This is a genomic window from Collinsella aerofaciens, from assembly GCF_020709435.1.
In the GTDB taxonomy this organism is placed as follows: domain Bacteria; phylum Actinomycetota; class Coriobacteriia; order Coriobacteriales; family Coriobacteriaceae; genus Collinsella; species Collinsella aerofaciens_AU.
Genome location: NZ_JAJFDP010000001.1, coordinates 38,905 through 53,477 on the forward strand (window position 1 = coordinate 38,905; position 14,573 = coordinate 53,477).

The 14,573-nt window shown below is 60.1% G+C and carries 12 protein-coding genes; 11 read left to right on the plus strand and 1 reads right to left on the minus strand.

Going from position 1 to position 14,573, the window contains the following annotated elements; translation table 11 throughout:
- Positions 1 to 2: 2 nt before the first annotated feature.
- The 7 genes from LK493_RS00185 to rpsJ all read left to right on the plus strand — a co-directional run bounded on the left by LK493_RS00185 (position 3) and on the right by rpsJ (position 10,367).
- Positions 3 to 4,481, plus strand: a complete 4,479-nt coding sequence (locus LK493_RS00185; protein WP_227789740.1) for a DNA-directed RNA polymerase subunit beta' — start codon at positions 3 to 5, stop codon at positions 4,479 to 4,481.
- A gap of 248 nt (positions 4,482 to 4,729) precedes the next feature.
- Positions 4,730 to 5,248 (plus strand): RNA polymerase sigma factor, encoded by a 519-nt coding sequence (locus LK493_RS00190; protein WP_195364297.1) that lies wholly within the window; start codon positions 4,730 to 4,732, stop codon positions 5,246 to 5,248.
- Positions 5,199 to 6,275, plus strand: a complete 1,077-nt coding sequence (locus tag LK493_RS00195) for a DUF4179 domain-containing protein (protein ID WP_195569127.1) — start codon at positions 5,199 to 5,201, stop codon at positions 6,273 to 6,275. Before LK493_RS00190 ends, LK493_RS00195 begins: the two co-directional genes overlap by 50 nt.
- A gap of 680 nt (positions 6,276 to 6,955) precedes the next feature.
- Positions 6,956 to 7,333, plus strand: a complete 378-nt coding sequence (rpsL, locus tag LK493_RS00200; protein WP_006235012.1) for a 30S ribosomal protein S12 — start codon at positions 6,956 to 6,958, stop codon at positions 7,331 to 7,333.
- A gap of 72 nt (positions 7,334 to 7,405) precedes the next feature.
- Positions 7,406 to 7,879, plus strand: coding sequence for a 30S ribosomal protein S7 (gene rpsG, locus LK493_RS00205; RefSeq protein ID WP_006235013.1), 474 nt, complete (start codon positions 7,406 to 7,408; stop codon positions 7,877 to 7,879).
- A 19-nt stretch (positions 7,880 to 7,898) separates the two neighbouring features.
- Positions 7,899 to 9,998: an elongation factor G gene (gene fusA / locus LK493_RS00210; RefSeq protein WP_022094183.1), complete on the plus strand. Its 2,100-nt coding sequence runs from the start codon at positions 7,899 to 7,901 to the stop codon at positions 9,996 to 9,998.
- 60 nt (positions 9,999 to 10,058) lie between these two features.
- Complete coding sequence (rpsJ, locus tag LK493_RS00215; RefSeq protein WP_022094184.1) at positions 10,059 to 10,367, plus strand: 30S ribosomal protein S10; 309 nt, start codon at positions 10,059 to 10,061, stop codon at positions 10,365 to 10,367.
- 116 nt (positions 10,368 to 10,483) lie between these two features.
- Here the strand turns inward: rpsJ and LK493_RS00220 are convergent, their stop codons facing one another.
- Positions 10,484 to 11,260: a biotin--[acetyl-CoA-carboxylase] ligase gene (locus LK493_RS00220; RefSeq protein ID WP_227789741.1), complete on the minus strand. Its 777-nt coding sequence runs from the start codon at positions 11,258 to 11,260 to the stop codon at positions 10,484 to 10,486.
- A gap of 176 nt (positions 11,261 to 11,436) precedes the next feature.
- Here LK493_RS00220 and LK493_RS00225 point away from each other — a divergent pair, with 176 nt between their 5' ends.
- From LK493_RS00225 to LK493_RS00240, 4 genes are read left to right on the plus strand one after another with little or no spacing between them, the layout of a single operon-like run.
- Positions 11,437 to 12,396 (plus strand): 3-oxoacyl-ACP synthase III family protein, encoded by a 960-nt coding sequence (locus tag LK493_RS00225; RefSeq protein WP_227789742.1) that lies wholly within the window; start codon positions 11,437 to 11,439, stop codon positions 12,394 to 12,396.
- Positions 12,397 to 12,445: 49 nt separating this feature from the next.
- Positions 12,446 to 12,682 carry an acyl carrier protein gene (locus LK493_RS00230; protein ID WP_006235019.1) on the plus strand — a complete coding sequence of 79 codons (237 nt, stop codon included), beginning with the start codon at positions 12,446 to 12,448 and terminating at the stop codon, positions 12,680 to 12,682.
- A 2-nt stretch (positions 12,683 to 12,684) separates the two neighbouring features.
- Positions 12,685 to 13,629 carry an enoyl-[acyl-carrier-protein] reductase FabK gene (gene fabK, locus LK493_RS00235; protein WP_006235020.1) on the plus strand — a complete coding sequence of 315 codons (945 nt, stop codon included), beginning with the start codon at positions 12,685 to 12,687 and terminating at the stop codon, positions 13,627 to 13,629.
- A complete protein-coding gene (locus tag LK493_RS00240; protein WP_138113093.1) occupies positions 13,617 to 14,543 on the plus strand; it encodes an ACP S-malonyltransferase in 927 nt (308 codons plus the stop codon). The genes fabK and LK493_RS00240 overlap by 13 nt, the downstream gene beginning before the upstream one ends.
- The last annotated feature ends 30 nt before the right edge of the window (positions 14,544 to 14,573 follow it).

The window sequence follows — 14,573 nt, forward strand, 5'->3', positions numbered from 1 at the left end:
CTGTGGCAGATTTCGAAGCTACTGATTTTGACTCGGTAAAGATCTCCCTTGCCTCCGCCGACCAGATCCGTTCCTGGTCGCACGGTGAGGTCAAGAAGCCGGAGACCATCAATTACCGTACCCTCAAGCCCGAGAAGGACGGCCTGTTCTGCGAGAAGATCTTCGGTCCCGCCAAGGACTGGGAGTGCTCCTGCGGCAAGTACAAGGGCATCCGCTTTAAGGGCATCGTCTGCGAGCGCTGCGGCGTCGAGGTCACCTCGGCCAAGGTGCGTCGCGACCGCATGGGTCACATCGAGCTCGCCGCTCCCGTGTCCCACATCTGGTACTTCAAGAGCCCCACGAGCTTCCCGATGAGCCGTATGCTCGACATCAAGTCCAAGGACCTCGAGAAGGTTCTGTACTTTGCCAGCTACATCATCACCGAGGTCGACTACGAGGCTCGCGAGGCCGACGCTGACGACCTGCGCGAGGAGCTCGCCGCCGATCTGGAAGAGATCGATGCCGAGTGCGCCCGCCAGATCGAGTCCCTCAAGGAGCAGGGCAACCCCGAGAACTTTGACGAGTTCTCCGACGAGGAGCCGCTGACCCCCGAGGAGATCGCCTCCGGCATCGTCGACATCGAGGAAGAGTGCAAGGACGAGAAGCAGCTCCGCACGGACGCCTTCAACGCCTTCATGAAGCTCACTGAGCGCGACCTCATCTCCGATGAGCCGCTGTTCCGTGAGATGACCCGTTACTACTCCATGTACTTCAAGGGTGGTATGGGTGCCGAGGCTGTCCGCGACCTGCTCGCTGCCATCGACCTCCCCTCCGAGGCCGAGAAGCTCAAGGCCATCATCGCCGACGAGGATTCCCAGAAGCAGAAGCGCGAGAAGGCCGTCAAGCGCCTTGAGGTCGTTGACGCCTTCCTGAAGGGCGGCAACAGCCCCGCGAACATGATCCTGGACGTCATCCCGGTCATTCCGCCCGATCTGCGCCCGATGGTCCAGCTCGACGGCGGCCGCTTCGCCGCGTCCGACCTCAACGACCTGTATCGTCGCGTGATCAACCGTAACAACCGACTCAAGCGCCTGCTCGACCTGGACGCCCCTGCGATTATCGTGAACAACGAGAAGCGCATGCTCCAGGAGTCCGTGGACGCCCTGTTCGACAACGGCCGTCGTGGTCGCCCGGTCTCTGGCCGTGGCGGTCGCCCGCTCAAGTCGCTCGCCGAGGCCCTCAAGGGCAAGCAGGGTCGTTTCCGTCAGAACCTGCTGGGCAAGCGTGTCGACTACTCCGGCCGTTCGGTAATCGTTACCGACCCCAAGCTGCTGCTGCACCAGTGCGGTCTGCCCAAGACCATGGCGCTGGAGCTCTTCAAGCCCTTCGTCATGAAGCGCCTGGTCGAGCTTGGCAAGGTCGAGAACATCAAGGGCGCCAAGCGCGCTATCGACCGCGGTGCCACCTTTGTGTGGGATATCCTCGAAGAGGTCATCGACGGCCGCGTCGTGCTGCTCAACCGTGCACCGACCCTGCACCGTCTGTCCATCCAGGCCTTTGAGCCGGTGCTGGTCGAGGGCAAGGCTATCCACCTGCATCCGCTGGTCTGCTCGCCCTTCAACGCCGACTTCGACGGCGACCAGATGTCTGTCCACGTGCCGCTGTCCAGCCAGGCTCAGGCCGAGGCCCGCGTGCTCATGCTCTCTGCGAACAACCTGCGCTCGCCGGCATCCGGCAAGCCGGTCAACATCCCTTCGCAGGACATGATCATCGGTGTGTACTACCTCACCCAGGTTCGCGAGGGTCTGCCGGGCGAGAACCACGTGTTCTCGAGCTTCGACGACGCGCTGCACGCCTATGACTGCCGCTCCGAGGTCGACATGCAGGCCAAGATCCAGGTCCGCGTGTCCGCTGCCGATGCCAACGTCATCAACGAGGACGGCACCCGTATCTTCCGCGTCAAGAACGGCAAGAACGAGTTCGTCGACTACGACGTCACCGGCAACAAGACTGCGCGCTTCGAGACCTCTATCGGCCGCATCATCTTCAACCGCCAGTGCCTGCCCGAAGACTATGAGTTCATGAACTACAAGATGGTCAAGGGCGATGTGGCCAAGCTGGTTGCGGACTGCTGCGATCGTTACCCCGAGGCCAAGGTCGGCCCGATCCTCGACGCCATCAAGTACTCCGGCTTCCACTACGCTACCCGCGCCGGCCTCACCATCTCGGTGTGGGACGCTCTTATCCCTGCCGAGAAGCAGGAGCTGCTCGACCGCGCCCAGGCCAACGTCGACCAGATCAACGAGTACTTCGAGGAGGGCTTCATCAACGAGACGGAGCGCCACATCGAAGTCGTTAACGAGTGGACCGCTTGTACCGATAAGGTTGCAGCGCTCATGCTCGACATGTTCGACGAGGAGAACCCGCTCTACATGATGGCCGACTCCGGCGCCCGTGGTTCTAAGACCCAGCTGCGTCAGCTCGGCGGCATGCGTGGCCTGATGGCAGACATGTCCGGCGAGACGATCGACCTTCCCATTAAGGCGAACTTCCGCGAGGGCCTGCTGCCGCTCGAGTACTTCATTTCGACCTACGGCGCCCGTAAGGGCCTGGTCGATACCGCATCCCACACCTCGGACTCTGGTTACCTGACCCGTCGTCTGGTCGACGTGGCCCAGGACGTCATCGTCCGCGAGGAGGACTGCGGTACGCACGAGGGCGTCACCTACAACCTCATCATCCCCGGCACCACCGACCTCAACACCGACCTCGTCGGCCGTTGCTTCATCGAGGACGTCGTGGCTCCCGATGGCACCGTGCTCTTTGAGCAGGACGGCTACATCGAGAAGGTCGCCGACATCCAGAAGATGGTCGATGCCGGTCTCAAGAAGGTCAAGCTCCGCGCGCTGCTCACCTGCCGCTCCAAGTACGGCGTGTGCCAGAAGTGCTATGGCTGGGATCTTTCCACCCGTCGTCCGGTCGCTATCGGTACCGCGGTCGGCATTATTGCCGCCCAGTCCATCGGCGAGCCCGGTACGCAGCTTACGATGCGTACCATTCACTCCGGCGGCGTCGCTGGCGTCGACGATATTACGCAGGGTCTGCCTACGGTCAGCCGTATGTTCGATATCGTCGGCAACGTCAACGAGAAGATCCTGGGTCGCGAGGCCGAGCTGGCTCCGTACTCCGGCCACCTCTCGATTAAGCCCGAGAAGTCCGAGTACGTGCTGACGCTCACCGACTCCGAGGATCACACCCGTGTCCTCGACGAGCGTCGCGTTCCCGCATCGGTGCGCTTTATGCCCGAGATCGAGGACGGCTGCGAGGTTCGCGCCGGCGACCAGATCACCAAGGGCTTCGTCAACTTCCGCAACCTGCGCAAGCTGACCGACATCGAGTCGACGATGCACACCTTCGTCGAGAGCGTCAAGGACGTCTACACCAGCCAGGGCGTCGACCTGAACGACAAGCACATCGAGGTGCTCGCACGTCAGATGCTGCGTCGCGTTCAGATCACCAACCCCGGCGACTCCAAGTACCTGCTTGGTCAGTACGTTGACCGCTACGAGTTCGCTGACGAGGTCGAGCGCGTTGCCCGTCTGGGCGGTCAGGCTCCTGTGGCCGAGCCCGTCATCCTGGGTACGCTCAAGGTCGCGTCCAACATCGACTCCTGGCTGTCGAGCGCTTCGTTCATCCGCACCGCCGGCGTCCTTACCGAGGCTGCCATTGAGGGCAAGGTCGACCACCTGCTCGACCTTAAGTCCAACGTCATCGTCGGTAAGAAGATCCCGGCTGGTACTGGCCTCAAGCCGTACGCTAACGCCAAGCTGACGTATCGCACGGCCGATGGCTACGTGGACATCGACGGCCCGGCTTCGCCCAATGCCAAGTCGCTGCCCGAGTGGGCTCCGGTTGAGCTCAAGGACCTGGACGAGCAGCTCCCGCAGCAGCTCGACTGGGCCGGCTACGACGAGTTCGGTGGTGCTGACGGTTCGTTCACCCGCAACGGCCACACCATCTCCGCCGAGAAGGCTCGCCTGTACCTGTTCGATGACCTGGGCGTGTCGCAGCGCTGGACCAACAAGTTCAGCGAGGTCGGCATCGAGACGGTCGGCGACCTGGTCGGCAAGTCCGAGGAGGATCTGCTGCGCATCGACGGCATCGGTGCCAAGGCGATCGAGGAGCTCCGTGACGGCCTGGAGTCCCACGACCTGCTCTACATCCTCGAGAACAACGACGACGTTGCCGACGAGGAAGACCTCTCGCAGCTGCTGCAGATGGTCTTTAGCCCCGACGGTCCGGACGACATCCTGCTGGGCACCTCCGCTGCGCCGACGCATCACGCCGACGCCGACGAGGAGCTCCTGGGCGCCCCGATCGACGATAAGAAGGCTCCCGCCAACGGTGCCATCAACGAGGACATGGCTTCCCTCGACGAGCTGCTCAACCAGCTCGTGGACACCGACGACGCCGAAGAGGCCAAGGACAACGACGAGGAGTAATTTCCTAGTACGTTAACCGCCCTTATAAAGGCTCGCTTCCCAACAGGGGGGCGGGCCTTTTTTGATGAGGAACGTTGCCCCGACGAGTACGTCGGATTCCCGGGACGGGAGGGGATTCCTTTATGCCAAAAAGGGACAGGTTTATTTTGGTCGGTTTTTCATGCTTGAATTTGAAACATTTCGCCCGACAAGAGCGTATCTAAGGTGAGGGCCTCACCAAGAATTATTAACGTCACCGGGAGGTGATTATGGAAGAACAAGCATTTAGACAGGCGGTTGAAGATCACAGAGATGTCGTGTTTCGAATCGCATTGACGTATCTGCGCGATCGTGCCGATGCCGACGATGTCGCTCAAGACGTCTTTCTGAAGTTACTCAAAAGCGATGCGCAATTTGAAAGCTGGGAACATCTTCGTCGATGGCTTATCCGGGTCACGATCAATGAATGCAAATCTCTCTTTCGAAAGCCATGGAGGCGTGTGGAGGATATTGAGAACCTGGCCGATTCGCTTTCGACGGCGCAGGAGGAGACCAAGGCGGTCCTGTCAGACGTTATGCGACTTCCGGAACGATTCCGTGTTCCCATCATGCTCTATTACTATCTGGGCTTTTCGACCTCAGAGATTGCCGAGTTATTGCATGTGCCAGCCGCGACTGTTCGAACGCGTTTGGCTCGCGGCAGATCGAAGCTCAAGTTCATCCTAGAGGAGGGCGACCGTGAAATCCAATCAAATCAAGCAGGCCTTCGAGTCCGTCCAAGCCGATAGCGATCTTGCTGACCGTGTTCTTTATGCCGCTGCTGGCGAGCCGCTTCGCCGAAAGGGTCACGCGAAGCCTCTGTATGTTGCCGTGATCGGATGCCTTGCCGGAGTGCTGGCGACCGGAGGGGTCGCCTACGCCGTCGTCAATTCCAGCTATTTTGCCTCTGCCTGGGGAAACCACGGCAACGGGGATTCCATTACCTGGACCAACGGCGGCTCATCGGGAACTAAATATACCTACACCAGAGAGTTTGGCGATGGCATCGCGCCCCAAAGCCTGGAAGGCGCAGTCCAGGAGGTTAATCTGTCCGTCGAGGGCAACGGCTATACGCTTGATATCCATGAGATGGCAATCGACCAAAACGGCTGCGGAGCCGTGACGTTTACGTTGTCCAATCCAAATGGAGTTAACTACTACAAGCCAGCAGCAGAGATTGGCGAACTTGTTCTCTATGGTGAAGAAGAGCAGGGCATCGGCACGCCCGATATGAAGTTCGGCGAGGAATGGCCTGACACACGCAGCACAATTGATAAGGACACATCAAGCGATACTGTCATTAATGGCACGATGTACTTTGCCGCTATGGATCGCGAGCGAGATTTGCAACATGCTGTCACCTGGAATATCCACTGGACCGAGGGTGAAGGTGAGAGTGCGAGGCGGTTTGAGGCGTCGACACCCGAGTTCAATATTGGAGCGTACGTCGATACAAAGGAACTCCGCTCCGGTGACTCGCCTCTTGAGATTAGCCCGTTTTCCATCCAGACGCACATCGATGATTTGGGCTATGAAGCAGTTGATAATAAGCTGACCGTCAGCTACAAGGATGGATCGGAGCAGATTATCGAAGATGACGACGCAGGGGTGTTCAACTTATATTTTTCTTATGGGCGCAATAGCGGAGAGAACATCTGGGTGCCAACGAAGTTGATTGATGTCGATCAAGTTGTCTCGGTAACCCTTGAAATTGTGAGGTATACATCAACAGGGGAGACCGAAACGAAAGAGCCCTTTACCATCGTCTATTCGTAAGATTTGGGGCCGCTTCCTACTAGGGGAAGCGGCCTATTTTGCGAAACATGGATGGTTGGATCGGGCGCTATTCATCTGGTCATCGGAAGTGCGGTGAAAAACTCAGAACCGTTAAGCACACCTAAAATTTGACCCACTGCTGAGCTGCGGTTTTGTCGTTAAATATGCCGGTCTGCTTGGAGGTTTGCGAATTTTCTCCGCACTTCCGAAAACGTCGTCGATCTAGATGCTGCAAAAAGATACTGACTACCGTAATCGGCCACGTTTCCCAGATAAAACCGACCAAAATTAACCTGTCCCTTTTTGGCAGGGAACGTTGCCCCGACGAGCACGTCGGATCCCCGGCCCGGGCGGCCCAGGTTTTAAGTTTGTCGCGAGTTCCGCACGCAAAGGAAAGCACTTAATGTGCTTTCCGTCTTGCGCAGGACTGTAGAGCAGCAAACTTAACCCCTGTGCCGCCCGGCCCGGGGATCCACCACCGCGCACAGGAGGGGATTCCTTTTGTGTAGGCTTTGCGGAAATGTGCCGAATTTGGGATACGCCCGGCGGCGTGGTCTGTTGACGGCACAGCTAACGGCACGTATCCTATCGAACTGCGTGTTTCGTAGGGGGATGCTGACCCCTCGATTCAAGCCGTTGCACTTTACAGAAAGCTGGAATCATTCGAGAAGGAGTACGCTTTGCCTACTATTAACCAGCTGGTTCGCCAGGGCCGTCGTTCCGTGCCCAAGAAGTCCAAGAACGCTGCTCTGCAGCACAACTCCCAGAAGCGCGGCGTGTGCACCCGCGTCTTCACCACGAGCCCCAAGAAGCCGAACTCGGCTCTTCGTAAGGTTGCCCGTGTTCGCCTCGTCAACGGCATCGAAGTTACCGCTTACATCCCGGGTGAGGGCCACAACCTGCAGGAGCACTCCATCGTGCTCGTCCGCGGCGGTCGTGTCCGTGACCTCCCTGGTGTCCGTTATCACGTCATCCGTGGCGCCTACGACGCTGCTCCGGTCCAGAACCGCATGCAGGCCCGTTCCAAGTACGGTGCTAAGCGCCCCAAGGCTAAATAAGCCAGATAACGTTTTGATACTTTCGCCGTGCGCCTCATAGGGCACAACGGCAGACACTAAAGGAGATTTCACATGCCGCGTCGTGCAGCAGCTAATCGTCGTGAGGTTCAGCCTGACGCCGTTTACAACAACCGCCTGGTGACTCAGCTCATCAACAAGGTCCTTCTTGACGGCAAGAAGGCCACCGCTGAGCGCATCGTTTACACCGCTTTCGAGATCGTTGCCGAGAAGTCCGAGGGTGGCGACGCTCTCGCTACCTTCAAGAAGGCTATGGACAACGTCAAGCCCACGCTCGAGGTTAAGCCCAAGCGTGTCGGTGGCGCTACCTATCAGGTCCCGATGGAGGTCAACTCCCGTCGTTCCACCGCTCTGGGCATCCGCTGGATCGTCAACTTCTCCCGCGCTCGCAAGGAGAAGACCATGGCCGAGCGTCTCGCCAACGAGATCCTCGACGCTTCCAACGGCCTGGGCGCTTCCGTCAAGAAGCGTGAGGACGTCTTCAAGATGGCCGAGGCCAACCGCGCGTTCTCTCACTATCGTTGGTAAGTTAAGGTAAGGAACTAACATGGCTAAGCCTAAGTACAAGCTTTCCGATACCCGTAACATCGGCATCATGGCCCACATCGATGCCGGTAAGACCACCACGACTGAGCGTATTCTTTACTACACCGGTAAGACCCACAAGATCGGTGAGGTCCATGAGGGCGCTGCCACCATGGACTGGATGGTTCAGGAGCAGGAGCGCGGCGTAACCATTACCTCCGCTGCTACCACGTGCTTCTGGAACAAGGACGGTAAGGACTACCGCATCCAGATCATCGACACCCCGGGCCACGTTGACTTCACCGCCGAGGTCGAGCGCTGCCTGCGCGTCCTCGATGGTGCTGTCGCCGTCTTCGACGCCGTTGCCGGTGTTCAGCCCCAGTCTGAGACCGTTTGGCGTCAGGCTTCTACCTTCAACGTCCCCCGCATCGCCTTCATCAACAAGTATGACCGCGTGGGCGCTGACTTCTTCAACGCTATCGAGACCATGAAGGATCGTCTCGACGCTAACGCCGTGGCCGCTCAGGTCCCGATGGGCGCCGAGGACAACTTCTGGGGCGTCATCGACCTGGTCACCATGACTGCATGGGACTTCAAGGCCGACGAGAAGGGTATGACCTACCCCGAGCCGATGGACGAGATCCCGGCTGAGTTTGCCGACATCGCTGCCACCAAGCGCGAGGAGCTCCTTGACGCTGCTGCCAGCTTTGACGACGAGCTCATGGAGAAGATCCTCATGGAGGAGGACTTCACCGTCGAGGAGCTCAAGGCGGCTCTGCGTAAGGGCGTTCTGGCCAACGAGCTCAACCTCGTCTTCGTGGGCTCCGCCTACAAGAACAAGGGCGTTCAGGAGCTGCTCGACGCTGTCGTCGACTACCTGCCCAGCCCGCTCGACGTTGAGGCTGTCACCGGTACCGATCCGGACACCGGCGAGGAGATCCAGCGTCATCCTTCCTTCGACGAGCCCTTCTCCGGCCTGGTCTTCAAGATCATGACCGACCCGTTCGTCGGTAAGCTCACCTACGTCCGCGTTTACTCCGGCCGTGCCGAGTCCGGCTCCTACGTGGTCAACGCTTCCAACGGTCAGCGCGAGCGCCTCGGCCGCATCCTCGAGATGAACGCCGCCGAGCGTATCGACCGTGACGACGCTGCCGCCGGCGACATCGTTGCTTGCGTCGGCTTCAAGAACTCCACCACCGGTGACACCCTGTGCGCCGAGGGCAAGGAGATCGTCCTCGAGAAGATCGAGTTCGCTAAGCCCGTTATCGACGTTGCCATCGAGCCCAAGACCAAGGCCGAGCAGGACAAGATGTCCCTGGCTCTGACCAAGCTCGCCGAGGAGGACCCGACCTTCCAGGTGTCCACCAACCACGAGACCGGCCAGACCATCATCGCCGGCATGGGCGAGCTGCACCTCGAGATCATCGTCGACCGTCTGCTCCGCGAGTTCAAGGTTGACGCTAACGTTGGTAAGCCTCAGGTTGCCTACCGCGAGACCGCTGGTCACGACGTCGAGAAGGCTGAGGGCAAGTTCGTCCGTCAGTCCGGCGGTCGCGGTCAGTACGGCCACGCCGTCATCAAGCTCGAGAAGATGGAGGAGGGCTTCGGCTACGAGTTCGTCAACGCTATCGTCGGCGGCGTCGTGCCCAAGGAGTACATCCCGTCCATCGACAAGGGCATCCAGGAGGCCCTGAACACCGGTGTTATCGCCGGCTTCCCGGTCCTCGACGTTAAGGTCACCCTGTTCGACGGTTCTTACCACGAGGTCGACTCCTCCGAGGCCGCCTTCAAGATCGCCGGTTCCATGGCTATCAAGGACGCCCTCAAGAAGTCCGATCCGCAGCTGCTCGAGCCGATCATGGCTGTCGAGGTCGAGACCCCTGAGCAGTACATGGGCGACGTTATGGGCAACCTCTCCGGTCGCCGCGGCAAGATCGAGGGCATGGAGGATCGCAAGAACAGCAAGCTCATCCGTGCCAAGGTGCCGCTGGGCGAGATGTTCGGTTACGCTACCGACCTTCGCTCCCAGACCCAGGGCCGTGCATCCTACACGATGCAGTTCGACTCTTATGAGCCCGCGCCCAAGTCCATCGTGGACGAGGTCATGAGCAAGAACGCCTAAGTTCGAGCTCCCTGTTACGTAATCCGCGAGAACATCTCTCGCACTCTTTGGAGGTTTAAGTTGGCTACCCAGAAGATCCGCATTCGCCTCAAGGGCTATGATCACGAGGTCGTCGATCAGTCCGCGAAGCTCATCGTCGAGACCGCTCAGAAGACCGGCGCTCGCGTTTCCGGTCCTGTCCCCCTGCCCACCGAGCGCAACCTGTACACGGTTATCCGCTCGCCGCACGTGAACAAGGACTCGCGTGAGCAGTTCGAGATGCGCACTCACAAGCGCCTCATCGACATCCTCGACCCCACCTCGGGCACCGTTGATTCGCTCATGCGTCTCGACCTCCCCGCTGGCGTCGACATTGACATCAAGCTCTAAGCGATATCGCTCATAGCTTAAAGGGCCCCGCTGCCGTTACGGTAGCGGGGCCCTTTTGTTTTGAGTTTAGATTTTGGGATAGCGAATTCGTCTGCCGAGCCGGCGGCTGCGGCGCCCTATTCGCTCAGGGGGCGCAAGGATGCTTCTTCGAAGTGGAAGACGCACAAGCCGCTCTCGGTCTCAATGCATGCGCGGCCGCAATCGTCGACCGTTCTAAATATGCCTCGTGCCAGCTCGTCTCCAGCGGGGGAGCGGGCGATAACGTGCTTCCCGATCCAATTGAGGTGAGCGATATATTCGTCGTGGACGGGCGCGAGCGGACCGGCGTCTTCTTCCTTGGCGTTAAGACGCTCTGCCCACGCATCTACAGCGTCTATAACTGCGTGATAGACCTCATCGAGGAGCATGTTGACGGTGGGAACGCTCTCGTTAAGGTCCGAGAGGCCAATTGCCGCCAGACCGCCATCGGGTACCTCTTGGGGCGTGTAGTTTACGTTGACGCCAATGCCGCAGACGGCGAAGGGCTTGCCTTCGTTATCGCGTGCGGCCTCGACCAGAATGCCGCCGAGCTTGCGTCCTCGCGCGACAAGGTCGTTGGGCCATTTAAGGCGAATCTCGTTTGCAAGACCCTGCTTTTCGAGCGCTTCAAGCACCGCTAGGCCGCTGACGGCGGCAAGACCAGAGAACTTTGCAGGATTAACGCATGGGCGCAGGACAATCGAAAGCAATAAGTTGCCGACGGTTGAGTCCCACTTGTGCCCGCGCCGGCCGCGTCCTGCTGTTTGAGCCCGGGCGGCAAGTCCTGTGCCGTGCGGCGCTCCCTGTTTTCCTGCTTCGAGCAGGTCATCGTTGGTCGATCCGGTTACGTCGACTATCGTTAATTTGGCATCCATAACGGTTGCTACCTCCTAAGTTAATAAGGCAATCGCGTAATGGTGTCGAGAGATAGACACAATGTGAAGCCTTTGTCGCATTTGGACAATTTAATGTTAACACGTCAACAACGACTAAAATGCGCTATCCTCTCTTGGTCGATGTAAACACGTCAACAACTCAAAGGAGGCTAGTGATGGGTTTCACGATTCTTGGAACAGGCTCGGCGCTTCCTGAGCGCAGTGTTTCCAATGACGAGCTGTCTGAGTTCCTCGATACCTCGGATGAGTGGATTTTTACCCGCACAGGTATCAAGAGCCGCCACGTCTGTACCACCGAGTCACTTGACGACCTTGCCGTAGCGGCGAGCGAGCGGGCACTCCAGGTGTCCGGAATCGACGCGAGCCAGCTGGATCTGATCGTCTGCTCGACGACGACGGGTGACCACCTTGTTCCCGCTGAGGCGTGTGCCGTTGCTGAGCGACTAGGAGCGGCGTGCCCTGCCTTCGATGTCTCGGCGGCCTGTGCCGGCTTCGTGTTTGCGCTCGATGTCGCCGAGGGCTATATCGAGCGCGGTCGTGCCGAGCGCGTGCTTATCGTTGCTGCTGAGCAGATGACGCGCGCGCTCGACTGGACCGACCGCGCCACCTGCGTGCTCTTTGGCGATGGGGCAGGCGCCGCAGTGATTGGGGCTGGGGGAGACAGCCCCCTTGCCGTTGAGCTTTCGACGGCGCCCGACGTCGAGACGTTACACGTTCCCGGTCTGGTCGGCACCTCGCCGTTTAAGGCTTCCGCAGATAGCAAGAGCGTGCTGTCCATGAATGGCCGCCGCGTGTTCAAGTTCGGCGTCAACGCCATCTGCGACACGGTCCATAAGCTTGCGGGCGATGCGGGCATTTCGGTCGAAGACATCGACCATTTTGTATTCCATCAGGCTAACGAACGAATCCTGAGTCAGGCGGTCAAGCGCCTCGGCGTGCCAGATGAGCGCGTGGTTCGAACGCTGCGCGAGACCGGCAACATTTCGAGCGCCTGCATTCCCTTTGCGCTTGACCGTCTGGCACGCACCGACGCACTGAATGCGGGCGACACCATCGCCCTCGTTGGATTTGGCGCCGGCCTGGATATAGGTGGCTATCTGCTTCGTTGGAAGTAGTTGCACATAGGAAAAAACGCCCCTAGGGCACAAACAAAGGAGAACTACCATGGCAGATCAGAAGACCTTCGAGCGCGTTTGCGACGTTATCCGCGAGACCGCCGGTCTTGACGATGTCGAGATGAAGCCCGAGTCCACGCTCGAGGAGATTGGTCTCGACAGCCTGGGCACCGTCGAGATCCTCGTCGCCGTCGAGGACGAGTTTGGCATCCAGCTCGATACCGAGGAGAACCCCAAGACGGTCGGCGAGTTCGCCGATACGGTCGAGGCGGCATTGGAGAAGTAGAGATGCTCAAGACTCCTCTCTGCGATCTGCTCGGCATCGAAAAGCCCGTGTTCCAGGGCGGTATGGCCTGGATTGCCGATGCCTCGCTGGCGTCCGCAGTGTCCGAGGCGGGTGGCTTAGGCATCATCGCGGCCATGAACGCCGACGCCAACTGGCTTCGCGACCAGATTCATGAGCTGCGCGCCAAGACGGATAAGCCCTTTGGCGTGAACGTCATGCTCATGAGCCCGTTTGCCGACGAGGTCGCGCAGGTCGTGATTGACGAGCGAGTGCCGGTCGTCGTGACGGGCGCCGGCAATCCCGCCAAGTACATGAAGGCGTGGAACGAGGCGGGCATCAAGGTCATCCCGGTCGTTGCCTCGGTGGCGCTGGCGCGTCTCGTGGCGCGTCGCGGGGCCACGGCGGTTGTTGCCGAGGGTACCGAATCGGGCGGCCATATTGGCGAGACCTCGACGATGGCACTGGTGCCGCAGGTCGTCGATGCGGTCGACATTCCCGTTGTGGCCGCCGGCGGTATTGCCGACGGCCGCGGCGTGGCGGCCGCCTTTATGCTGGGCGCCGAAGGCGTGCAAGTGGGTACGCGCTTTCTGGTCGCAGACGAGTGCACCGTCTCGGAGCAGTACAAAGAGATGGTCCTGAAGGCCAACGACACTTCGACGCGTGCGACCGGTCGCTCGACGGGACATCCAGTGCGCGCCCTCAAGAGCCCCTTCACCAACGCCTATGCCAAGAGCGAGGGTTCCGGCGCGAGTGCCGAGGAGCTCGGTGCTATGGGAACCGGTGCGCTGCGTAAGGCCGCCAAGGACGGCAACTACGAAGAGGGTTCGTTTTTGTGTGGACAGATTGCCGGCATGGTCAACGAGCGCCAGAGCGCACGCGAAATCGTTGACGACCTGGTCGATGGCGCCGAGCACGTCCTGAAGGGTGCGTGCGCATGGGTGGCGTAGCGTTTTTGTTTGCCGGCCAGGGTGCCCAGCACCCCGCGATGGGCGTTGACTTGATCGAGACATCGCCGGCGGCTGCCGAGGTGTTCGCCATTGCCGATGAGGTGCGCCCGGGGACGAGCGAGCAGTGCCGGAGCGCCTCCAAGGAGGAGCTCTCGCAGACCGAGAACACGCAGCCTTGCGTGTTCGTGCACGACCTGGCAGCGGCTGCCGCCCTGCGTGAGCGCGGCGTGGTACCTGCCGCCTGTGCGGGATTCTCGCTGGGCGAGGTCGCCGCGCTCACCTTTGCGGGGGCGTTCGATACGCGAGCGGGCTTTGAGCTCGTGTGCGAGCGCGCGGCGCTGATGGCCGCGGCTGCCGAGCGCCATCCGGGCGGCATGCGCGCCGTCATCAAGCTCGATGCGGCGCAAGTCGAGGGCCTGGCAAAACAGGCCGGCGAGGACTGCTGGCCAGTCAACTACAACAGCCCACAGCAGACGGTTGTGGCCGGAGCGCCCGAGGCGCTGCAGGAGCTCGACGTCCTAGTAAAAGAGGCTGGCGGCCGCGCCATGAAGGTCGCGGTGTCGGGTGCATTTCATAGCCCCTATATGGCCGAGGCGACCTGTGGCCTTGCCGCATATATTGAGGCCGGTCACGCGCCGTCCCCGTTGCTCATTCCTGTTTTGGCAAATATGACAGCGGCGCCCTATCCGGCGGATCCCCAGACGGCATCGGATGTCTTGGCCAATCAGGTGAGCCATGCCGTACGCTGGGTCGATACGCTGCATGCTCTGCAGGATCAAGGCATCGACACATTTATTGAGGTCGGCCCCGGCAAAACGCTGTCCGGCCTGGTCAAGCGTACGCTGAGCGACGTTCGCGTGTATTCGTGCGAGACGGCCGAGCAGGTCGCAGCTATTGCCGACGAGCTCGCATAGTCCACAGGGCTGTAACCCGAAAGGAATGAC

Excerpts from the sequence above, each read along its gene's own strand:
- LK493_RS00190 (WP_195364297.1), top strand. The coding sequence starts at position 4,730 with ATGGAAGAACAAGCATTTAGACAGGCGGTTGAAGATCACAGAGATGTC.
- rpsG (WP_006235013.1), top strand. The coding sequence starts at position 7,406 with ATGCCGCGTCGTGCAGCAGCTAATCGTCGTGAGGTTCAGCCTGACGCC.
- fusA (WP_022094183.1), top strand. The coding sequence starts at position 7,899 with ATGGCTAAGCCTAAGTACAAGCTTTCCGATACCCGTAACATCGGCATC.
- LK493_RS00220 (WP_227789741.1), bottom strand. The coding sequence starts at position 11,260 with ATGGATGCCAAATTAACGATAGTCGACGTAACCGGATCGACCAACGAT.
- LK493_RS00225 (WP_227789742.1), top strand. The coding sequence starts at position 11,437 with ATGGGTTTCACGATTCTTGGAACAGGCTCGGCGCTTCCTGAGCGCAGT.
- LK493_RS00230 (WP_006235019.1), top strand. The coding sequence starts at position 12,446 with ATGGCAGATCAGAAGACCTTCGAGCGCGTTTGCGACGTTATCCGCGAG.
- fabK (WP_006235020.1), top strand. The coding sequence starts at position 12,685 with ATGCTCAAGACTCCTCTCTGCGATCTGCTCGGCATCGAAAAGCCCGTG.
- LK493_RS00240 (WP_138113093.1), top strand. The coding sequence starts at position 13,617 with ATGGGTGGCGTAGCGTTTTTGTTTGCCGGCCAGGGTGCCCAGCACCCC.